Origin of the sequence: Paenibacillus durus ATCC 35681 (genome assembly GCF_000993825.1) — a bacterium.
GTDB classification, from domain to species: domain Bacteria; phylum Bacillota; class Bacilli; order Paenibacillales; family Paenibacillaceae; genus Paenibacillus_AQ; species Paenibacillus_AQ durus_B.
In genome coordinates, this window is record NZ_CP011114.1 from 749,711 (window position 1) to 771,114 (window position 21,404).

21 protein-coding genes and 1 pseudogene are annotated in these 21,404 nt (G+C 52.1%); 15 read left to right on the forward strand and 7 right to left on the reverse strand.

What is annotated here, in order from left to right:
• Positions 1-10 precede the first annotated feature (10 nt).
• From VK70_RS03390 to VK70_RS03400, 3 genes and pseudogenes are all read left to right on the forward strand, one after another.
• Positions 11-1,896 (forward strand): annotated as a pseudogene (locus VK70_RS03390) (B12-binding domain-containing radical SAM protein).
• 137 nt (positions 1,897-2,033) lie between these two features.
• Positions 2,034-2,621 carry a nucleotidyltransferase family protein gene (locus VK70_RS03395; RefSeq protein WP_025695280.1) on the forward strand — a complete coding sequence of 196 codons (588 nt, stop codon included), beginning with the start codon at positions 2,034-2,036 and terminating at the stop codon, positions 2,619-2,621.
• Between the two features lie 257 nt (positions 2,622-2,878).
• Complete coding sequence (locus VK70_RS03400) at positions 2,879-3,133, forward strand: hypothetical protein (protein WP_025695279.1); 255 nt, start codon at positions 2,879-2,881, stop codon at positions 3,131-3,133.
• A gap of 225 nt (positions 3,134-3,358) precedes the next feature.
• Here VK70_RS03400 and VK70_RS03405 read toward each other — a convergent pair whose 3' ends face one another.
• The 4 genes from VK70_RS03405 to VK70_RS03420 form a co-directional block, all read right to left on the reverse strand.
• On the reverse strand, positions 3,359-4,315 hold the full coding sequence (locus VK70_RS03405; RefSeq protein ID WP_179945323.1) for an alpha/beta fold hydrolase: 957 nt from the start codon (positions 4,313-4,315) through the stop codon (positions 3,359-3,361).
• Positions 4,316-4,411: 96 nt separating this feature from the next.
• Positions 4,412-5,380, reverse strand: coding sequence for a type I phosphomannose isomerase catalytic subunit (locus VK70_RS03410; RefSeq protein WP_025696015.1), 969 nt, complete (start codon positions 5,378-5,380; stop codon positions 4,412-4,414).
• 27 nt (positions 5,381-5,407) lie between these two features.
• Positions 5,408-6,016 carry a tRNA 5-(aminomethyl)-2-thiouridylate-methyltransferase MnmM gene (locus VK70_RS03415; RefSeq protein WP_025696014.1) on the reverse strand — a complete coding sequence of 203 codons (609 nt, stop codon included), beginning with the start codon at positions 6,014-6,016 and terminating at the stop codon, positions 5,408-5,410.
• Positions 6,016-6,972 (reverse strand): tRNA modification radical SAM protein MnmL/YtqA, encoded by a 957-nt coding sequence (locus tag VK70_RS03420; protein WP_025696013.1) that lies wholly within the window; start codon positions 6,970-6,972, stop codon positions 6,016-6,018. Before VK70_RS03420 ends, VK70_RS03415 begins: the two co-directional genes overlap by 1 nt.
• A 325-nt stretch (positions 6,973-7,297) precedes the next feature.
• Here VK70_RS03420 and VK70_RS03425 point away from each other — a divergent pair, with 325 nt between their 5' ends.
• Complete coding sequence (locus VK70_RS03425; protein ID WP_025696012.1) at positions 7,298-7,480, forward strand: hypothetical protein; 183 nt, start codon at positions 7,298-7,300, stop codon at positions 7,478-7,480.
• A 194-nt stretch (positions 7,481-7,674) separates the two neighbouring features.
• Positions 7,675-8,388: a tRNA (guanosine(46)-N7)-methyltransferase TrmB gene (trmB, locus tag VK70_RS03430; protein ID WP_025696011.1), complete on the forward strand. Its 714-nt coding sequence runs from the start codon at positions 7,675-7,677 to the stop codon at positions 8,386-8,388.
• A 261-nt stretch (positions 8,389-8,649) separates the two neighbouring features.
• Here the strand turns inward: trmB and VK70_RS03435 are convergent, their stop codons facing one another.
• Positions 8,650-9,177 carry a phosphatase PAP2 family protein gene (locus VK70_RS03435; protein ID WP_025696010.1) on the reverse strand — a complete coding sequence of 176 codons (528 nt, stop codon included), beginning with the start codon at positions 9,175-9,177 and terminating at the stop codon, positions 8,650-8,652.
• A 407-nt stretch (positions 9,178-9,584) separates the two neighbouring features.
• Here VK70_RS03435 and VK70_RS03440 point away from each other — a divergent pair, with 407 nt between their 5' ends.
• The 4 genes from VK70_RS03440 (at position 9,585) to rplT (ending at position 12,245) form a co-directional block, all read left to right on the forward strand.
• The gene (locus VK70_RS03440) at positions 9,585-10,823 is read left to right on the forward strand and encodes a glycosyltransferase family 2 protein (protein WP_025696009.1); all 1,239 of its coding nucleotides are present in this window, start codon (positions 9,585-9,587) and stop codon (positions 10,821-10,823) included.
• 298 nt (positions 10,824-11,121) lie between these two features.
• Positions 11,122-11,619 carry a translation initiation factor IF-3 gene (gene infC, locus VK70_RS03445; protein ID WP_025692213.1) on the forward strand — a complete coding sequence of 166 codons (498 nt, stop codon included), beginning with the start codon at positions 11,122-11,124 and terminating at the stop codon, positions 11,617-11,619.
• A 32-nt stretch (positions 11,620-11,651) separates the two neighbouring features.
• Entirely contained in the window at positions 11,652-11,852 is a 201-nt protein-coding gene (gene rpmI / locus VK70_RS03450) for a 50S ribosomal protein L35 (RefSeq protein ID WP_025692214.1), read from the forward strand.
• A 33-nt stretch (positions 11,853-11,885) separates the two neighbouring features.
• Complete coding sequence (gene rplT / locus VK70_RS03455; RefSeq protein ID WP_025333812.1) at positions 11,886-12,245, forward strand: 50S ribosomal protein L20; 360 nt, start codon at positions 11,886-11,888, stop codon at positions 12,243-12,245.
• Positions 12,246-12,334: 89 nt separating this feature from the next.
• Here the strand turns inward: rplT and VK70_RS03460 are convergent, their stop codons facing one another.
• Positions 12,335-12,877 carry an acyl-CoA thioesterase gene (locus VK70_RS03460; RefSeq protein WP_411431691.1) on the reverse strand — a complete coding sequence of 181 codons (543 nt, stop codon included), beginning with the start codon at positions 12,875-12,877 and terminating at the stop codon, positions 12,335-12,337.
• Positions 12,878-13,151: 274 nt separating this feature from the next.
• Between VK70_RS03460 and VK70_RS03465 the strand changes: the two genes are divergently transcribed.
• The 5 genes from VK70_RS03465 to VK70_RS03485 all read left to right on the forward strand — a co-directional run bounded on the left by VK70_RS03465 (position 13,152) and on the right by VK70_RS03485 (position 18,606).
• Positions 13,152-14,228, forward strand: a complete 1,077-nt coding sequence (locus VK70_RS03465) for a BMP family lipoprotein (RefSeq protein ID WP_025696007.1) — start codon at positions 13,152-13,154, stop codon at positions 14,226-14,228.
• 271 nt (positions 14,229-14,499) lie between these two features.
• Positions 14,500-16,038 (forward strand): ABC transporter ATP-binding protein, encoded by a 1,539-nt coding sequence (locus tag VK70_RS03470; protein WP_025696006.1) that lies wholly within the window; start codon positions 14,500-14,502, stop codon positions 16,036-16,038.
• A complete protein-coding gene (locus VK70_RS03475; protein WP_025696005.1) occupies positions 16,031-17,104 on the forward strand; it encodes an ABC transporter permease in 1,074 nt (357 codons plus the stop codon). The genes VK70_RS03470 and VK70_RS03475 overlap by 8 nt, the downstream gene beginning before the upstream one ends.
• A complete protein-coding gene (locus tag VK70_RS03480) occupies positions 17,105-18,061 on the forward strand; it encodes an ABC transporter permease (protein ID WP_025696004.1) in 957 nt (318 codons plus the stop codon).
• Positions 18,062-18,276: 215 nt separating this feature from the next.
• Positions 18,277-18,606 carry a hypothetical protein gene (locus VK70_RS03485; RefSeq protein ID WP_025696003.1) on the forward strand — a complete coding sequence of 110 codons (330 nt, stop codon included), beginning with the start codon at positions 18,277-18,279 and terminating at the stop codon, positions 18,604-18,606.
• 8 nt (positions 18,607-18,614) lie between these two features.
• On the opposite strand, the gene VK70_RS03490 is transcribed toward VK70_RS03485, so the two are convergent.
• Positions 18,615-19,073 carry a GNAT family N-acetyltransferase gene (locus VK70_RS03490; RefSeq protein WP_025696002.1) on the reverse strand — a complete coding sequence of 153 codons (459 nt, stop codon included), beginning with the start codon at positions 19,071-19,073 and terminating at the stop codon, positions 18,615-18,617.
• A gap of 587 nt (positions 19,074-19,660) precedes the next feature.
• Here VK70_RS03490 and ilvB point away from each other — a divergent pair.
• Positions 19,661-21,403, forward strand: coding sequence for a biosynthetic-type acetolactate synthase large subunit (gene ilvB / locus VK70_RS03495; RefSeq protein WP_025696001.1), 1,743 nt, complete (start codon positions 19,661-19,663; stop codon positions 21,401-21,403).
• Position 21,404 lies beyond the last annotated feature (1 nt).

Genomic DNA, 21,404 nt, shown 5'->3' on the forward strand with positions numbered 1-21,404 from the left:
CATACGCAGCATGAAGATCGTCCTGGCCACACTCAATGCCAAGTATATTCACACCTCGCTGGCCATCCGTCTGCTCAAGGCTTACAGTCAGCATGAATTCGACATTCAGCTGGCGGAATACACGATCAAGGACCCGGTGATGAACATCGCCTCGGATTTGTTTGGGCAATCGCCCGATGTGATTGGCTTCTCCTGCTACATCTGGAACATCGAAGAGACGGTCAAGCTGATTGGCATCCTGAAGAAGATCATGCCGGGCGTGACGATCGTCCTTGGGGACCGGAGGTGTCCTATGAGCCGCTGTACTGGATGAACCGCGAGCCGGGCATTGACTTCATCGTCTGCGGCGACGGGGAAGAGACGTTCCATCATCTGCTGCAGGAGTTGCGGGACGGGCGGAAGTTTCATTTTGTATACGGGGCGGCTTACCGCAAGGGAGAAGAAGTGATCGTGAACCCTCCGCGTCCGAAGAGCGATCTGAACACGCTTCCCACGCCGCACCGTTTTCCGGAGGATCTGCCGGATTTAGGCAAAAGAATCACCTATTTTGAAACGAGCCGAGGCTGTCCGTTCAACTGCCAATTCTGTCTGTCCAGCGTTGAGGTCGGCGTCCGGTATTACGATATTGAGCGGGTCAAAGCGGATCTCTTGTATTTGATTGAAAATGGAGCCAAAACGATCAAGTTCCTGGACCGCACCTTCAACATCAACCGCGAGTACGCGCTGGAAATGTTCCGGTTCCTAATTGACAATCATGGCGGCTGCGTGTTCCAGTTTGAGATTACCGCCGACATTATGCGGCCCGAGGTGCTGGACTTTTTGTCAAAAAACGCGCCTCCCGGCATTTTCCGCTTCGAGATCGGCGTGCAGTCGACCAATGACGAGACGAATGAGCTGGTCAAGCGGCGCCAGAACTTTGCCAAGCTGTCCCGTACGGTGATGAAAATCAAGGAGAGCGGCAACATCGACCAGCATCTCGATCTGATTGCGGGCCTGCCGATGGAGGATTACGCGACGTTCCGCAAAACGTTCAACGACGTGTTCGCGATGGAGCCGGAAGAGCTGCAGCTCGGCTTTCTCAAAATGCTGCGAGGCACCGGACTGCGCGCCCAGGCGGCCAAGTACGATTATGTCTACATGGAGCATGCGCCGTATGAAATCCTGAGCAGCCATGTGATGCCGTTCTCGGACATTGTGCGGCTGAAGCGGCTGGAGGATGTGCTGGAAAAATACTGGAACAGCCACCGGTTGGATCATACAGTCAAGTATTTGATGCGCCATATTTTTGAATCCCCGTTCGACTTCTTCCAGGAGTTCGGCGATTACTGGGAAGTCCGGGGCTGGCAAAAGATCGGACATCAATTGGAGGATTTGTTCACCCGGCTGAACGAGTTTCTGCTGGAGCGCGGCACGCCGGAGATGGAGATCATCACGGGTCTCATGAAGCTCGATTATTTCCTCGGCCACAAGTATAAGCCGCGCAAGGTGTGGTGGGAGCCGGTCCTTGGCAAAAACGAATGGGGACGCTATATCCGGGAGATTGCCGAGCGACCTCAGCTTCTTGGCGACGCTTGGACCCCGGCGGCGGTGTCCGGCGAAACGGCGGGGAATTTGGCTGCGGGAGCTCCGGCAGCGAAAATACAGGCAGCGGGAATCAGCGAACGGGATCTGCAAAAATACGCGGTGCTGGAGATTTTGCCGTTTTCGCTGACACGGGTGCTGTCTTCCATCAGTGGACTGCGGGCGGGAGCAAGCGGCGTCGGTGAAGTTAACGCGCTGGATGCCGGAGCGCCGCCGCAGGACGGCGAAAGCACCCTCTTGCTTGTGCTGTACCAGCAGGATGAGAGTCAGAAGCCGAGAGTCTATGACCTGCCGGTTCAGCGGGTTCTCCAGTAGCGGAGGGAGTCAGCGTTAGAGCCCTCACGCTTTTTCACAAGGGAAACAAGGAGGCTTCATGCCAATGAGCGATTCGATTCGACTGGCCGAGTATGAAGATAAATTCAAGGAAAGCCTGCTTGCGGGGAGGGACAGCGATGACCAACTATCAGGAGCTGTGCGACCGGCTCACCGGCATTTTTGAACAGAGCAGTTGGTTAGGGGACTTGTTCGAACGTGCGGGAAGCCTCGGTCCGTATCCGTATTATACCGGGGCGGGCTGCCTGGTGCAGACGGTCTGGAACGAGCTTACGGGCAGACCGCCGATGTACGGAATATCGGATATCGATATCGTCTATTTCGATGACGCGGATCTCAGCTATGAAGCGGAGAACGAGGTGGTGGAGCGGGGAAAGCGTCTTTTTACGGAGCTTCCTCTTCCTGTCGACATCAAGAATCAGGGCCGCGTTCACCTGTGGTATCCCGGCCGGTTCGGCGTCGGTCTTACGCCTTACGCTTCTCTGGAAACGGCGATTGACAGCTGGCCTACGACGGCTTCTTCACTTGGCGTGCGGAAGGAGCCGGACGGAAGCTGGCAGGTCTACGCGCCTTTCGGCCTGGAGGACTTATTCCGGCTGGTCGTAAGGCCGAACAAGACTCTGGTTACGGAAAGCGCGTATTACGCTAAGGCGGAGAAGTGGAAGAGCAGATGGCCGGAGCTTACTGTAATGCCTTGGGAAGCATAGCGTCTGCGCGGGAGCATACCGTCTAGCTTCGTTTCCTGGCAGCGGCCAACATATGCGGGCTCATTCCAGTGGGTTTTCCTGCTCTTCTACGATGGCGCTGATCCTCAGCAGCGCAGCCCGGCTTTCCGAATCCCCCTATTTTTCCGCTCTTTAAGCTATAAACATGTCCCAAAAGGTGGTAAACTGTGTTCAACTCGGTTGAGAATATAACGGTGCTTCATCCGTGAGGGTCACCGGTAAAAAGGGAGGATTGCGAAATGAAGTGGCAAGAAATGAGGCAGCTGTTTCCCAACCAGTTTGTTTTGTTCTCCGTCCTTGAATTTCATCAGGAGGGCACCAGAAGATATATAGACGAGGTTGAGCCGATCCGCGCGGTTGCAGACGAAGACGCCCGTACGGAATTTGATCAAGCCGGACCCGGAAAGCTGGTCTACCATACTTCCAGCAAGGTATGCATTATCCGTATCCGCAGGAGAAAACGCAGCAGAGTGAGACGTAAAAAAACAAAATAAGCCGATAATACATATCCGCAGGGCATAAAATACTGGACCTTGGCGCCGGAACGGTTAGAACAGATTCAGCTCGGTGGATGTGGACTGTTCCTCCATTCTTGGCATCAGCAATCACGGCCTGTACGTGGGACGGAAATAACAGCATATTTTTGGACAATCGTAAAAAAGACAGGTCCTTCGCCAACACGGACGAGGCCTGTCTTTGTGTTTTCATACGGCTATTTCCTATTGCGTCCGAAGGAGATCCTGCCCGGGGGGAAGATGGCGGACCAGCCAATCGAGCAGATCGTCTGTAACCTGGCCGTGGTTCTTTTCATTCAGCATTTCATGGCGGCCATCCGGATACAGCTTCACCTCCAGGTCGCTGACGCCGCATTTTCCATACAGCTCCGCGAGCCGAAGGATTCCTTGGCCGTTCATTCCGACCGGGTCCTTCTCGCCGGAGAATAAGTATACCGGTTTGTCCTTACACAAGGAACCCAGCACAGCTTCGGTATGGATATCCTGAAGCAGCCGGAAGAAATCCCGGAAGAAACGGGTCGTGCAGATCGCCCCGCAGAACGGATCATCTACAAACCGGTCGACCTCCTCGGGGTCGCTGCTCAGCCAATCGAAGGCGGTGCGGGAGTTGGAGAATGAGCGGTTGTAGGGGCCAAACACGATGCCGTTCAGCAGCATGCTGCGGTGCCTTTCGCCCATAAGCGCCAGCTGCGCCTTTGCGAGCGTCTCTCCCAGCCGCAGCATTCCGCGGGGGCCGTTGCTTCCGCTCAGAATATAGCCTGCGTATCTTTCGCTCCCCGGCGAGCACATCAGCTTCTGCGCCAGAAAAGAGCCCATGCTGTGCCCGAGCAAAAACACAGGGATTCCCGGATGTCTGCCGGACGCGATTGCGGCAATCTGGAGAAGGTTGCGGTGCATCCAATAAAAGCCGTCTTGTCCAGCATCGCCGAGCAAGTCGATTCTTCCCGCAGTCTTGCCGTGTCCTCTGTGGTCCCCCGCATATACCGCGTAGCCCGCAGCGTTCAACCGCTCGGCGAAGCGGGCATATCTGGCGGCTGTCTCGGACATGCCGTGCGAGATTTGAAGGATGCCCCGCACGGGGCCTTCCGCCTCCGGCAGCCATTCGTACACATGTATCGGGACGCCGAGAGGATCGGTCATCGTAAAGGAATATTCCGTCACCAGTTGTTCCTCCTAATAACAAGCGGCAGGTCGACCTGAGAGAAGCTATAATCTCCAAGCCGGGAGCGTCGCCTACAATGCTAAATGAAATAAGGCTTAAGGCAAATACGAGCGGAGCAGGGTAGCCTGGCCCTCGATGGTATAAGTACCGAGGTTGGCCGGGAGCAGGTAGCACTCTCCTGCCGAATACGGCTGGGAACCGCCCTCCCAGATCAAATGCCCGCTTCCTTCGCAAATTACGAGCACCGTAAAGCTTTCCGGGTTGGTTTCAAGGCTCCAGTTGCCGCTTACAATGCCTTTTTCCACGATAAAATAAGGGGATTCCGCCAGCCGCAGCCATTCTCCGGGTACAGCGTTATCCGTCTTCATAGAAGTTGCGCCAGCGCCTTCGTAAGCAGTCACGTTCAGTGAGTCTTCGATATGCAGCTCTCGCGGCTTGCCGTCAAGGCCGGGCCGGTCGTAATCATAAATCCGGTAAGTCGTATCGGAGTTCTGCTGGATTTCCGCCACGACAACGCCCGCGCACAGAGCATGCACCGTACCGGCTGGAATATAGAACGTGTCCCCTGCCGAGACTGGCACTTCCTGAAGAAGATCCATCACGCTTCCGTCTTCCAGCGCTTGGCGCAGATTTTCGCGGTTCACGCCTTCCTTGAGGCCGTAGATGATTTTGGCGTCAGGCTTGGCGTCAAGAACGTACCACATTTCAGTCTTTCCTAATTCACCTTTAGGCAGCCGTTCATAGTCGTCGGTGGGATGAACCTGAACGGACAGGTTGTCGTTGCAATCCAGAAGCTTAATCAGTAGAGGGAATCTTCCACCTGTTTCCGAATAGCCTTTGCTGCCGAACCATTCCCGTCCGTAGCTTTCACGGATTTGGTCCAGGCCTTGTCCCGCAAGCTCGCCGTTTACGACGGACGAGGTTCCGTTCGGGTGGTCGGCGATCATCCAGCCTTCACCGATTTGGCCTTCAGGGAGGTCCAGACCGAACATTTCAAGGGCTCTTCCGCCCCAGACGCGTTCTTTGAATTCCGGTTGAAATTTTAAAGGATAAGGCAGTGTCATTAGTCCATCTTCCTCTCCAATTCAGGTTTAGTTATCTTTTACCCTCTTTTTCTCAAGTGCGATAACATAGGGAGCCGTTCTGCGCTGGAGCTGGCGGTACACGATGGCACTGGCCGTTTGCTGCGGAACGGAGGACGCCCAGGCCATGGCCGCTTCCGCTTCCAGCTCGCCTCCGGAATGTCCGGGGTACAGGACCGCCGTTATAATCCCTCCCGGCCGGAGAAGCTCAAGGGAAGCTTCAAGCGCGGCAACCGAACTGTCCGGCAAAGTAATCACGCTCTTATCCGCCTCGTCCGAGGGGAGATAGCCGAAGTTGAACATGACGGCCCCGACGCTGCCGCGCCACGAAGGGGGCAGTTCGTCCATCATCACGGCATGGCTCTTGAGTAGAAGAGTCGAAGGAGCAAGGGCGCTTCCCCCTTCGTCCTCCCTGGCGCGGCGCAGACGCTCCCCGGCAAGCGTCAAGGCTTCGGGCTGGATGTCGAAGCCGTAGACCTCGCCTTTTGGCCCCACCTTCTTTGCAAGGAACAAGGTGTCCGCTCCGGTTCCCACCGTGGCATCCACGGCGCGTTCGCCGGGGGCAAGGCGCTCTTCTACCATTTTATGGGCAAAGCTCAGCACGGACAGGAAACCCATCAGCGTTTCCTCCAATATTTGCCCTGCCAGGTATCTCTGCGCTTCAGCTCGTCGTCGATCGCATTGAGCACTTCCCATTTCTTGAGGCTCCACATCGGACCGATGAGCAGATCGCGGGGGGCGTCTCCGGTCAGACGGTGCACAATCATTTCCGGAGGCAGCATCTCCAATGAATCGGCGATGAGCTTCACATATTCATCCTGCTCCAGAAAGCGAAGCAGCCCCGCTTCATACTGCTTGACCATCGGCGTCTTGCGCATCAGATGCAGAAGATGAATTTTGATCCCCTGCACATCCATCTGCGATACGGCGGACACCGTCTCCAGCATCATTTCGTGCGTTTCCTGCGGAAGGCCATGGATAATGTGCGTGCAGACGCGGATGCCCCGGCTGCGCAGCTTCTCCACAGCCTTGAGGTAGCATTCCGTATCATGCGCCCGGTTAATGAGCTGCGAGGTGGACTCGTGAATCGTCTGTAGTCCCATTTCGACCCACAGATAAGTCCGTTCGTTCAATTCCGCCAGATAATCAACAACATCATCAGGAAGGCAGTCAGGACGGGTGGCGATGGACAAGCCGACAACACCCGGCTGTTCCAGTATGACCTCGTAGTATTCCCGCAGTTCTTCAACCGGCGCATACGTGTTAGTATATGCCTGGAAATAACCGATGTACTTGGCGTTCGGCCATTTCAGATGCTGGCGGTCGCGGACACTTCCGAATTGGGTGACCAGATCGTCGCGCCGGCTTCCGGCAAAATCGCCCGAGCCTCTTGCGCTGCAGAAGGTGCAGCCTCCTTTGGCAATCGAGCCGTCCCGGTTGGGACAGGTGAACCCGGCGTCCAGCATGACTTTGAACACTTTATCGCCAAACTGTTCGCGCATTTCGTAATTCCAGGTATGAAAACGTTTATCTCCCCACAGCGAGGCTGTGGAAGGGGCTTCAAGTATAGTCATGGATGTCTCCTTTATATTGCAAGTAATGATTTTACCCGAGTCCATTGTATCAAAAAATGGGAGCGAGCGTAACAGGACAGCGGACTAAGGCGGTCTGACGAAAAATCGGCGGATTCATAAGGTTGAAATCGCTTCTCCGCATACGAGTCCTAACTTCATAAATTTTGAAAAAATAGGTCTTTGAAAGGAGGAAATCCACTTGAAATTACTTACACGACGTGTTATATTTTGAGTGTGAAAGTGCTTCATGTTCACCAGTATGAATGAAGGAATTCAAAATCTCCTGTCGCCGTGGTCCACATCATTAATCGTGAGGTGATCGAACATGAATTCTCAAGCCGTATATCCTCAAGGCAGAGGTCCGATCGATGTTCAACTGACTCCTGATGAGGCGCTTGCGCTCACAGGCGTGGAATTTAAGGGTAATCCGAAGATCAAGACCGAAGCGCAGCGCAAAATTCGCAATGCTTTCGAGAAGACATTTGATTTTAGCTCGGAAGCAAGATAGACTATGAATTGTTGAAATTAGGGACCCCAATTCCAAATACAACATGGAAGGAATTTCCTAGCGTTTCGCTGATTCGGGCGGACGGGGAAGTTCCTTTTCTCTTTTCTGTTTTGCATCTTTACTTTTCGGAGCAAGTTAGTCACAATATTGCAGTAATCATGATCGTAACTTGTCGATAAGTGAAAGGAGTAAACATGCGTTTACGCGGAAGAAAAGGAATACGTGAAAGTCTGGAGCAGCAGACCGATCTGGTCGTGCTCGACCCTCGCAAACATAAAGGACAATGGTCCGGTCTCTTCGGCAACGACCGCCCGATTTATGTCGAGTTCGGAATGGGGAAAGGGCGGTTTATCAGCCGGATGAGCCATAAATACCCCGAAATTAATTTTATCGGCGTGGATATGTATGACGAGCTGATCCGCCGGGCGGCGGAAAAGGCGCGGAATATCTGGGAACCGGAAGGTTTGGAGACGCCGCCGAATCTGAAGCTCGCGCTGGCCAATATTGAATATGCGGAAGAAGTGTTCGCTGAAGGAGAGCTGCAGCGCATCTATCTGAACTTCAGCGACCCCTGGCCAAAAACAAAGCACGCCCGCCGCAGATTGACGCATCCCCGCTTCTTGGATAAGTACCGCGGGCTGTTGGACGGTCTGGGAGAAATTCATTTGAAGACGGATTCGCGCAGTTTATTTGAATTTTCCTTGAACTCGTTTGCCGACTTCGGTCTGCAGATGTCGAATATTTCGCTGGATCTCCATGCGGGAGGGATCAACGAAGAGCATGTCATGACCGAATACGAAACGAAATTTGTCGGCCAGGGCGTTCAGATCCACCGCTGTGAGGCGATTGTCGGAGCGGATGCGCTGAGTCGCTATCAAGCCTCTCGTCTGGACAAGTACAGACTGTAACGGGCAATGATGCAGGCTGAATAATTAAGGCGTCCGGCGAGTAATCCTATAACAAAAAGAGAGTCCTTCGGCTTAGGCCGGCAGGACCCTTTTTTTGCTCCAGCATTTCTAGTGATGTTCCGAATGGCTTTGCAGGCGCTGAACAATATTTTTCATATTGGGTATAGAAAAGCCGTTATAGGGCAAGCGTGGTAAGGCGGTTAATGATACCCGGCGATATTTAGCTGCCCCCGTTTGGTCATAGGTCCGGAGATACGGGCTTTAACTCCATAATGCAACCGTGCCGACCGCGACCGCGCTGCCGATCAGTGCGCCAGCCGCCACATCGGAAGGATAGTGAAGTCCAAGATAGATCCGCGAGAATCCAACCGACAAGGCAAGCGGCAGCAGGATGAAGCCCAGGACGGGGAAAGCCGCCATATAAGGCACTGTGGAAGCAAAGATTGCCGTCGTATGCCCAGAAGGAAACGAATGGTCTTTGAGCGGATTGCGGAACGTATTCGTTCCGGGCAGCGTCAGATATGGGCGGACCCTGGGATACAGCTTTTTGGCGACGGCCACGGGAAGGTGGCTGACAGCCAGGGCGATCAGCGCCTGCTGGGCGGGAAGCTTTAGCGTATGGGGGGCAACCCCCCATACCAGAAGACTGATCCCGATGCTGGCGGTTGCTCCGCCCAGATGAGTCAGATAGAAAAGCCAGAAATTCAGATAGCGGTTGTGCAGCCGGCCATTGATCCAATGAAAGAGACGCCGCTCTGCAGTAAGCAGTTTTAACATTTTAGTTCTCATAGTGGTCCCTCCGCTAATAACTGCCGCAGGATTTACGGCGTTAATTAGGATAACCCGCTTTAGCCGGTACAACTAACTTTATCATACTTTTTTGCACGAAACGATTTCAAGAAAAAGGTCGATTTTTCGCGAAAAATGACAGTTTTGACTTGGATGCCTTTAAGCCGTACAATGGTTCAAGCGGACTTCCCACGTTTATATGGTAACAGAGAAAATAATGCGTTTTGTAAAATCTAGAACGCAAGCGAAAAACTCCATATGGACGGCATATACAACAAAGAGGGGAACCGCTAAGGACAAAGGCACATTCCATGCCTGTCGCTTAGAATTGCAACAAAAGGGTCATTTATTACGTTCAAAGGTCAGAAAAAAAGAACCTGAACAAAAAAAGGGGGCATCGTAGGATCATGGCAGATGCAATTTTTGTAACGCTCCAAGTGATCTTGGCGCTGATTGCGGTTTACCAGTTTGGCTTCTCGTTGTTCGGACTGCGCAGGAAGAAGAAGAAAGAGCTTTTCCCGCCGGAAAAGTCATTTGCCGTGCTCGTAGCGGCGCATAACGAAGAACAAGTGGTCGGGGCGCTTATGGAGAACCTGAAGCAGCTGAATTATCCGAAGGAACTATACGACGTGTTCGTAATCTGCGATAACTGTACGGACGGGACGGCCCGCATTGTCCGGGAGCATGGCATGACCGCCTGCGTCCGCACCAACAATAATTTGAGAGGCAAAGGCTACGCAATCGAATGGATGCTGGGGAAACTTTGGGACATGCCGCGCCAGTACGACGCCGTCGTGATGTTCGATGCCGATAATCTGGCCCATACCGACTTCCTGATGGAGATGAACAATGATCTCTGTTCCGGAGCAAAAGTCATTCAGGGCTACATCGACACGAAGAATCCGGAGGATTCCTGGATTACCGCAGCCTATGGCATTTCTTACTGGTATATTAACCGGCTGTGGCAGTTGTCACGCCACAATGTGGGCATGGCCAACTTTCTTGGCGGAACGGGCATGTGCTTTGAAACGAATCTGCTCAAGGAAATGGGCTGGGGAGCAACCAGTCTTGTAGAAGACCTGGAGTTCACCATGCGCAGCGCATCGAAGGGCGTATATCCGGAGTTCAACTACGACGCCAAAGTATTTGACGAGAAGCCACTTACGTTCAAGGCCTCGTCCAGACAGAGGCTTCGCTGGATGCAAGGACATTTTACCGTTGCCCGCCGTTATTTCTTCCCTCTGCTATGGCAGAGTATTAAAGAACGCAGCTTGACTAAGTTTGATCTGGCGCTATACGGTGTCAACGTCTATATTGTCCTGCTCACGTTCCTGATGACCGCAGTGATGTGGATCGACAGCTCGCTGCTGGGCGGTCCGCATATCGCCAACCTGTACGGTTACCTGCCTTTATGGCTGAGCTATATCGCGATTATCGCCAATGTGTTTACTTTTTTCGTATCGATGATTCTTGAAAAGGTAAAGTTCAAAAAGGTATACGCCTATATGCTGCTGTTCCCGATTTACCTGATTTCCTGGTATCCGATTACGTTCTACGCGTTCTTTACGCAAAATAACAAGCAATGGAGCCATACGAAGCACACTCGCGTTGTGCGGCTGGAGGAAGTTCAAAGCAAGCAGGGGTAGAGGCGCGTAACAGGATGTCCATAACGTTGGAAAAAATGGTTGACACCACTAAACTAAATAGTGTATACTATTCGAGTGTGCTAAATTAATTAGAGATTACAAGCAGAAGCACCGGCTTCTCACCTGATCGGCTATCAGCCGGCTGGTTTTGATCTCAATGCTTTATGAATGCTGTTCGTTCATGAACGTTGATCAAACGGGTTGTCGGTAATTCCGGCACCCGTTTTTTATTTGGGTAGAAGCTGTATATTTATTAGCCAATCAGATCCGGAGGTGGAAAGTTATTAGTAAGGACCATATGATCAATGATGAGATTCGGGCGAGAGAAGTCCGTTTGGTTGGCCCGGAGGGAGAACAGATTGGGATTAAACCGATCCGCGAAGCGTTGCAGATGGCAATCGATCTTAATCTGGATTTAGTCAATGTAGCGCCGCAGGCGAAGCCGCCGGTATGCCGCATCATGGATTACGGAAAGTTCCGTTACGAGCAGCAGAAGAAAGAGAAGGAAGCCCGTAAGAACCAGAAGATCGTGGACATCAAGGAAGTTTGGTTCCGCGCTAACATTGAAGAACATGACTATCAGACGAAGTTCCGTAATGTGGTCAAGTTCTTGAATGAAGGCGATAAGGTGAAATGCTCCGTCCGCTTCCGCGGACGCGAAATTACCCACGCGAACATCGGCCAGAAAATTCTGGAGCGCGTCAAGTTGGAAGTGGCCGAGATTTCCGTTGTGGAGCGCCAGCCCAAGCTGGAAGGCCGCAGCATGATTATGATTTTGGCGCCCAAATCATCTTAAACAAGCAGCATAACTATTGAGGAGGAAACACAATGCCTAAAATGAAAACCCACAGCAGCCTGAAAGGCCGCTTTAAAATCACCGGAACGGGTAAAGTAACGCGCTACAAAGCTTACAAAAACCATCTGCTGTCCCACAAGTCCAAGCGCGCTAAGCGGGTTCTGGGAACCAACCCTGAAATGGCTCCCGGCGACGTAAGACGTCTGAAGCAAGGCCTGGCTAACTTGAAATAGTTCTATTACACAATTTTTGGGAGGTTTATTAATATGGCAAGAGTTAAAGGCGGCTTCGTCGTTCGTCGTAAACATAAAAAGGTACTGAAACTGGCAAAAGGCTACTTCGGTTCGAAACACCGCATTTTCAAAACCGCTAAAGAACAAGTAATGAAATCGCTGGTCTACGCATACCGTGACCGTCGTCAAACGAAACGCAACTTCCGCAGACTGTGGATCGTTCGTATTAACGCTGCAGCCCGTCTGAACGGCCTGTCCTACAACAAGCTGGTACATGGCCTGAAGCTGGCTGGAGTGGACATCAACCGCAAAATGCTGGCTGATCTCGCTGTAAACGATCTGAACGCATTCAACTCGCTGGCTACCGTAGCCAAAGAGAAGATCAACGCGTAAGCAGCTGCCTATTATATGAAAAGCACCGCCTCTGGGGATTCCCGAGCAGCGGTGCTTTTTTTGTGGAAGTATTTGAAGATGGAAGCCGGTTACTCCCAGTACTTGGTCGTTGTAAGCTGACCAGCCAGCTTCTTGCTTGCGGCGCGTCTGACTTTTCGCTGCTCCGACCGTTCCTCCGCCAAATCGCTGACCAGCTTCTCCTCGTCTGTCTCAGGGATAACTTTGGGTACGGGGGCGGGTTTTCCGTCAGACCCGATAGCCACAAAGGTGAGAAAGGAAGTGGCCGCCACGGTGCGCTCGCCTGAATAAAGATTTTCGGCGATGACCTTAACGAATACCTCTATGCTGGTGCGGCCGGTCCAGGATACAAAGGATTCAAAACAGAATGAATCGGTTGGCCGGATCGGGGACAGAAAGTCAACGGAGTCAGTGGAGGCGGTAACGACGCTGCATCGGCAGTGACGCATCGCGGAGATGGAGGCGACTTCATCTATGTTACTCATCAGCTTGCCGCCGAATAGGGTCTGGTGGTTGTTAATATCGTTCGGGAAGACCCGTCCCGTTTTGAATACACGTGATTCTCGGCAGTATTTCGAAGCCGGAGCTGCCGGCTGGGATGATTCACTCATCATGATTGGCTTCCTTTCCATGGAATTGATAGGCATTTATAATAATGGAATTCCCTATATTATGCAATACTATTTGAACTAATTTTACATGAGAGGGCTATAAATATTACATAACAGGTTAGAGTAAGCGGTTTATCGCAGGGAAATGCAAATTTTTATTAACCGCAGGTCATTAATTCACTGGATTTTACCGTTTTTACCCGTTATAATTTGTTTCAATGGCATGTCCAATGAGAACATAGAAGACATCCAATTTCTTTAAGGGGGATCACAATCGATGAAAAAAATTTACCAGCTGTCTCTTGTTATGCTGCTTGCATTCACGGTCATTCTGGCCGGTTGCGGAAGCGACAATAACAACGCGTCCGGAGACACAGGCACTAACGCAGGCACTAATACTGGAACCAACACGGGTTCCGGCGAAGCTACAACGGACAACTCCAACATTAAGATCGGTATGGTTACCGACGTTGGCGGCGTTAACGACAAATCGTTTAACCAATCCGCTTGGGAAGCCCTTCAAGCCCTTGAGAAAGAAAATGGTGTAAAGGTTCAATATCTGCAAAGTAAATCGAACGCGGACTATGAGCCGAACCTGAACCAGTTTGTTAAAGACGGTTATGCTTTGACTTGGGGTATTGGCTTTGACATGGGTGACTCCCTGAAAAAAGTTGCCAGCGAGAATCCTGACGCCAAGCTGGCTATCATCGACAACGTAGTAGATGCTCCTAACGTTGAGTCCGTTACCTTCTCCGAGAACGAAGGGTCGTTCCTGGTCGGCGTTGTTGCGGGTCTGACAACGAAGACGAATAAAGTAGCCTTTATCGGCGGTATGGAAAGCCCGGTAATCAAACGTTTTGAAGCAGGCTTCAAAGCGGGTGTTGCTGCGGTTAATCCAGGCGCAAAAGTAACGGTTACTTATGCCGGAGCTTATGACAAGCCGGACACAGGTAAATCTCTGGCTGCCACTCTGTATGATGCAGGCAACGACATCATCTTCCCGGCTGCGGGAGCAACGGGCAACGGCGTATTCAACGAAGCCAAATCCCGCAACAAAGCAGGCGGCGCGAAAGTATGGGTTATCGGCGTGGATAAAGACCAATCGATCGAATTTGGCGACGACGTCACGCTGACTTCCATGATGAAACGTGTTGACGAAGCAGTTAAAGTTGTTTCCAAGCAAATTATCGACGGCACGTTCAAAGGCGGCACAACTACCGTACTCGGCTTGAAAGACAACGGTGTAGGTCTGCCGGAAACATCTAAAGCGAACGTAAGCGCGGATATCCTGGCTAAAGTGGACGATTACAAACAACAAATCATCGATGGAAAGATTAAAGTTCCTACTGAATAACTCTTTCCCTCAACTGAATAAGATCGGAAGAAGAACCAAGGCCGGTTATTTTAGCTGGCCTTGTTCTTAGTTAGAGAGTAAAATTAGAAAGACTGGCTTGGCCGAATCGGAGGCGGGTACGTTTATCTGCTGCGTTTATCTAGTAGGTTAATCCGGCTTAGTTACCGCTCCAGGAAAGGGGCGGTACAGCCATGTCTAAGGAATTCGGAGGTTCTGAACTCCGTCCATGATCGGCAAAGCTATAATATATTCCTGTAATGAGGGTGATTCCATGAGTGCTGCGCCTCCTGTCGTAGAGTTGAAGCAAATCACTAAACGCTTTCCCGGTATTGTCGCCAATGACTCCATCAGCCTGACGCTGGAGAAAGGCGAGATTCATGCGCTGCTAGGCGAGAATGGAGCAGGCAAGTCCACACTAATGAATATTGTATTCGGACTGTATCAGCCCGATGAAGGCAGTATTGAAATCGGCGGGAAACCGGTTATAATCGATAGCCCGAATAAAGCCATTGAGCTTGGCATTGGTATGGTACACCAGCATTTCAAGCTTGTAGAGCCTTTTACGGTGACCGAGAATATTATTCTTGGAACGGAACCGAAGAAAGGTCTTAAAATCGACTATAAATCCGCAGCGGAGCAAGTCCGCAAGCTATCGGAGCTGTACGGTCTTCAAGTTAATCCGCAGGCCAAAATCCATGATATTTCGGTAGGGATGCAGCAGCGTGTGGAAATTATGAAAACCTTGTACCGCGGCGCGGATATTCTTATATTTGACGAACCCACCGCCGTGCTTACCCCTCAGGAAATCAATGAGCTCATGGCGATTATGAAACGCCTGGTCGCCGAGGGCAAATCCATCATTCTGATTACCCATAAGCTTAAAGAAATTATGACCATATCGGACAGAGTAACGATTATCCGCCGTGGCAAGGTTATCGACACAGTCAAAACGTCGGAGACCAATCCGAACGAGCTGGCTGAAAAAATGGTCGGACGGGATGTAACGTTTAAAGTAGACAAGCAGGCTCCGAACATCGGGAACACGGTACTGAAGCTGGACGGAGTTAGCAGCAAGAACAAGGAAGGCATTCCCGTATTGAATAATCTCAGCTTTGAAGTTAAGGCCGGGGAAATTCTGGGCATAGCCGGCGTTGACGGAAACGGACAGAGCGAGCTGATCCAGGCAATCACGGGTCTTCGTAAAATCGATTCCGGTTCGATTACCGTTGAAGGGAAGGAGATAGCCAATCTGTCTCCGCGTAAAATATCGGAAATGAACGTTTCGCATATTCCGGAGGACCGGCATAAGCACGGACTCGTGCTTGATTTTACCGTAAGCGAGAATATGGTGCTTGAAACCTACTACAAAAGCCCTTATAACCGGAATGGATTTATGGATAGCGAAGTCATTGACAAGCATGCTGAGGAGCTGGTTAGAACGTTCGACGTGCGTACGCCATCGATTTACAATACAGCGCGTTCTCTGTCCGGCGGCAACCAGCAAAAAGCAATTATTGCGCGGGAAATAGACAAAGAGCCGACCCTGCTGATCGCGGCACAGCCGACGCGGGGGCTTGATGTGGGCGCTATCGAGTTTGTGCAAAAACAGCTCATTGCCCAGCGGGATCAAGGAAAGGCCGTGCTGTTAGTTTCATTCGAACTGGACGAAATTATGAATGTGTCCGACCGCATCGCCGTTATTTACGAAGGGCAAATTGTTGGCGAGGTCTATCCGAAGGATACGAATGATCAGGAGCTTGGGCTTATGATGGCGGGCAGCTTGAAGCGGGGAGGTAAAGCGGGTGAATAAGCTTAAAAAAATATTTGCGACAGACAGCTATATTGTGCCTCTTGTCGCAATTATACTTGGATTCCTGGTCGGCGCGGCAGTGATGCTGATCGGCGGTTATGATCCGATCGCAGCTTATGGCGCTTTGTTCAAGCGCGTCTTCGGCAGTGCGTATGACTTCGGAGAAGCGATCCGCGAAATGACGCCGCTTATGCTGACCGGTCTTTCCGTGGCCTTTGCTTTCCGCTCAGGCATGTTCAATATCGGCGCGGACGGTCAGGTGCTGATCGGAATGACCGCAGCCTCTGTTATCGGCATTAAGCTCGCCGGATTGCCCGCATTTTTATTGGTGCCGCTGGCAGTGATCGGGGCGGGTCTGTTCGGCGGGATATGGGCCGGAATTGCAGGTTATCTGAAAGCCAAGCGGGGCATTAACGAGGTTATTACGACCATTATGCTAAATTGGGTTGCCCTGTATCTTGCGAACTATATCGTAAGAACTTTCCTCCTGATCCCAGGGCAGAACCGTTCAGAGGATATTCCTGCGTCGATGTCGCTCACTTTTTTGAACTCCATCTTTGACAATGCCCGCCTGCACTGGGGGACTGTGATCGCGCTTGCGGCGGCGGTATTCTTTTACATCTACTTGTGGAAAACGAAGCAGGGCTTCGAAATGCGTGCTGTAGGCCTGAATTCCCATGCGGCCGAATATGCCGGCATGAATGTCAGACGCAATGTAATGAAGTCCATGTTCATCGCGGGAGTATTTGCCGGACTCGCCGGAGCGGGCGAGGTGCTTGGCGTATTCCACTACCAGTCTGTATTCGCAGCTTCACCCGGTTATGGGTTTGACGGGATTGCCGTTGCGCTGCTGGGGCTTACTCATCCTTTCGGGGTCATTCTGGCCGCGATCCTGTACGGTATGCTGACCTATGGTTCCGCAGGCATGAGCTTCAATGCAGATGTGCCGCCGGAACTGATCCGCATCGTGATCGGCTCGATCATATTCTTTATTGCGGCACAGGGGATTGTGCGCTGGGTGCTTAAGCCGTTTTACTTCAAGCGCAAGAAAGAGAAGGTGTTATAGATGGATTTGCTGACACTGGGCCAAATGCTCAATACAACGCTTGTATTTTCCACAGCGCTTATTTTTGCCGCCCTTGGCGGGATCTTCTCCGAACGCTCGGGCGTGGTTAACATCGGGCTTGAAGGTCTGATGATGTTCGGTGCCTTTGCCGCCGCTGTTGGCGGTTATTATGCGCAGGACGCCGGCTACGTGACGATGGCTCCCTGGATCGGTGTGCTCTGCGCTATGGCGGTCGGCGTGATTGGAGCGCTTATTCATGCCGTCGCTTCCATTACCTTCAAAGCGGACCAGACGATCAGCGGTACGGTAATCAACTTCCTTGCTGCTGGCAGTACGCTTTACTTGGTTAAGTTGCTGTTTGAAGGGGCGGGCGAAACCCCTCTGATTGATGGGTTTAGCAAATATCCGATTCCGGTGCTTTCCAAAATTCCGGTGATCGGCCCCGGTCTGTTCAATAATTATCCAACAACGTATTTGGCGATCATACTGGTTATTGTCGTGTATTTCCTGCTCTTCAAAACGCCGTTCGGCCTTCGCCTCCGGGCAGTCGGCGAGCATCCGAGCGCGGCGGATACGCTTGGCGTTAACGTCAACCGTATGCGCTATATCGGTGTAATGCTGAGCGGAATGTTCGCAGGCATAGGCGGCGCGACGATTACGCTGACGACTACAGGCACCTTTGCCCACAATACGGTTTCCGGGCAGGGCTTCATTGCGATTGCGGCAATGATTTTCGGCAAATGGAATCCGCTTGGCGCCTTTGGCGCGGCTGTGTTCTTCGGTTTTTCACAGGCGATCCGCAACTATGTGCAGCTATTCGGCTGGTCCCAGAGTATTCCGCAGGAATTTATTTATATGATTCCGTATGTGCTGACAATTATCGTTCTCGTGAGCGCAGTAGGCCGCTCCTCGGCGCCGTCTGCGCTTGGACAACCCTACGATCCAAGCAAACGTTAATGGCGGCGTCCGCCGACGCGCCTTTCCGTTTCAACCGCATTTCCGGCTTTGGCCGGAAGTGCGGTTTTTTGTTTGGCAGGGGATCTGCTTCGCCAGGCAATTCCGGATGATCTGGGCATAGGTACAGGCAGGATGGAGCCGCTCCGAATACACTGTACTCGAAGACGGCAATGTGATCTCTGTTCCAATGAAACGCCAGAAAGAGGAGGGATATTATGACACAACAAGTGACCAAGAAGCAGGTTATGAAGCTGGTAGGCAAAAATATCGTAGCGGTGAAAAAAGACGGAACGAAGGTTGCGGGCAAGCTGCTTCGCATTTCGGGCAATCGTCTAATCGTACAGCAAACCGGTGGCAAAAAAGTGCAAATCAAAGCCATCATACCGCTTGTGCTGTTCGACCTGCTCGCAGTAGGAACCGCTCCTTACGCCTACGGCGGATATGGCTATGGACCCTACTCGCCTTACGGTCCGGGATATGGTTACAGCCATGGATACGGCCCTGGCGGTTATGGCGGCGGACCTTACCCTTACGGTTTTTTCTAAAGAGATACTCAAATGCCTGGCGGCAAGAAGCGCTTTTCCATCTCGTAGCTCATGCTCTGCGGCAGATACCGGACCACGGTATAGTCGAGCTTTTCGTAAAAAGAGAGCCCGGCGGCATTTCCGACGTCCACTGCTACTTTGGATCGGTGGCATCCGCGTGATAATGCAAACCGCTCCGCCCGGTCCATCAGCATATTTCCCCAGCGCTTTCGTTTTGCCGAAGCGGCGACGGCCAGCATATCGATATAGAGCAAATCCCCGTGCAGCATAAAATGGACAAATCCCAGCGGGTCGCTGTCATAATCGGTGCTCGCAACAAGCGTAACTCCCTGCCCGAGCCGGCGCGGGAGTTCTTTTTTAACCTGGTCCAGCACTTTTGCGGGCAAATGGGACAAAGGCACAAGCTCGCTCTCAATCAACTGGTGAATAATCGCATCGTCCTGCTTAGGGCGGCGGTAACGGATCACGGCGCATCCCCCTTCCACACTTTGTTGTACATCATATGATTGGCGGGGGGCTGGATGTTCCGCCCAGAATAAAAGAAGGACAAGACAGAGAGATTAAAATAAGGGATTGACTAACCGTGTAAGGAATCATATAATGTGTCTAAACATTTTAACGATCATATCGGCAATGAAGAGGACGAAGTTTTAAGGGCTCTTTTGACCAGAGAGCGGGTGGAACTGCTGAAACCACCGCCAAAACCCCTTATATACGAGCTCACCTCGGAGCTGTTTCCCTGAAAGGTCCGCCAGCCATATCCGGTGGAATTATTAGGGGAAATCGTGTGGTTCGCGTTAAGAACTTTAGGTTGCAAAGATCGGCTTTTGCCTACATCGATGGGTTTTTGCATACCTGCCAAGGCATTGCATCGCGAGATGCTCTGTAAATATGGGTGGTACCACGGAAGAACAGCCTTTCGTCCCTCACGCGCTTATGCGGCGCAGGAGTGATGAAAGGCTTTTTTGTTTTGTTTGAAGCCGGCTGAAACGGATAAACAAAGGCGATCGTCGTTTGCATAGGAAAGTTGATATTTTGTAAGGAGGATGACTGAATGATGACGCAAATACCGGAAATGCGGTCGACAGAGGAGTTACGGGAGAAATGGAAGACGCCGGAAGTGATTACCGGTTCGGAGATTCTGCTGCGCAGCCTGGTGCTGGAGGGTGTGGATACCGTGTTCGGATATCCCGGAGGAGCCGTTCTGTATATCTATGACGCATTGTACGGATTCAATGATTTCAAGCATGTGCTGACCCGTCATGAGCAGGGGGCGATTCATGCGGCGGACGGATATGCAAGAGCAAGCGGTAAGACTGGCGTCTGTATCGCGACTTCCGGACCCGGAGCGACTAATCTGGTCACCGGTATCGCTACAGCCTATATGGATTCTGTCCCGCTGGTGGTCATCACGGGCAACGTATTCTCCAGCTTGATCGGTACGGATGCTTTCCAGGAAGCGGACATTACCGGCATCACGATGCCGATTACCAAGCACAGCTATCTGGTACGAAGTGTGGAGGATCTGCCCAGAATCATTCATGAAGCTTTCCATATTGCATCGACGGGCCGCAAAGGGCCGGTTCTTATCGATATTCCCAAGGATGTATCTGCGGCGAAGACGCTGTTCACCCCTGTGACGAGCGTGAATCTTCGAGGCTATAATCCCCGCACCGTTCCGAATAAGCTTCAGCTCGACAAGCTGGTGCGGGCGATTTCGGAGGCCGAGCGGCCGATCATCATTGCAGGGGGCGGGGTTATCTACTCCGGCGCGCATGAAGAGATGTACGAATTCGTCAAGCGGACGGAAATCCCAATCACGACAACATTGCTTGGACTGGGAGCATTCCCGAGCGGCGATGATTTGTGGATGGGAATGCCGGGCATGCACGGTACGTATACGGCCAATAACGCCATCCAGCAGTGCGATCTGCTAATCAATATCGGAGCACGGTTCGACGACCGCGTGACAGGTAAGCTTGACGGCTTCGCGCCAAAAGCCAAGATCGTGCATATCGACATCGACCCTGCCGAGATCGGCAAGAACATATCGCCTGACATTCCGATCGTAGGAGACGTTAAGACGGTGCTGGAGCTGCTGAATCCGGAAGTTAAACGGGCTTCGAACGCCGATGCTTGGAGAGCGCAAATCGCCCAGTGGAAGGTGGATAAGCCGCTTCGTTATACTGACTCCGATATCGAGCTGAAGCCGCAATGGGTTGTCGAACTGATCAATGACACCACAAAGGGCGAGGCGATTGTGACGACGGACGTTGGTCAGCACCAAATGTGGGCGGCGCAGTATTACAAGTTCAATCATCCCCGTTCTTGGGTTACTTCCGGAGGTCTTGGAACGATGGGCTTCGGTTTCCCTTCGGCAATCGGTGCGCAGATGGCCTATCCGGAACGGCTGGTGGTCTCGATCAACGGCGACGGCGGTATGCAGATGTGTTCCCAGGAGCTGGCAATATGCGCCATCCATAACATTCCGGTCAAGATTGTCGTTCTCAACAACGAGGTGCTCGGCATGGTGCGGCAGTGGCAGAATCTCATCTATGAGAAACGTTACAGCTACACGGATCTGGCCGGCAGCCCGAACTTTGTGAAGCTGGCGGAAGCTTACGGTGTAAAAGGTATCCGGGCGACGACGAAGGAAGAAGCAAGGGCTGCATGGCAGGAAGCTTTGGAAACACCGGGACCGGTACTTGTGGAATTCCTCGTTTCCAAGGACGAAAATGTCTACCCGATGGTAACCCAGGGCTCGACGATCGATCAAATGCTGATGGGGGATGAATAAC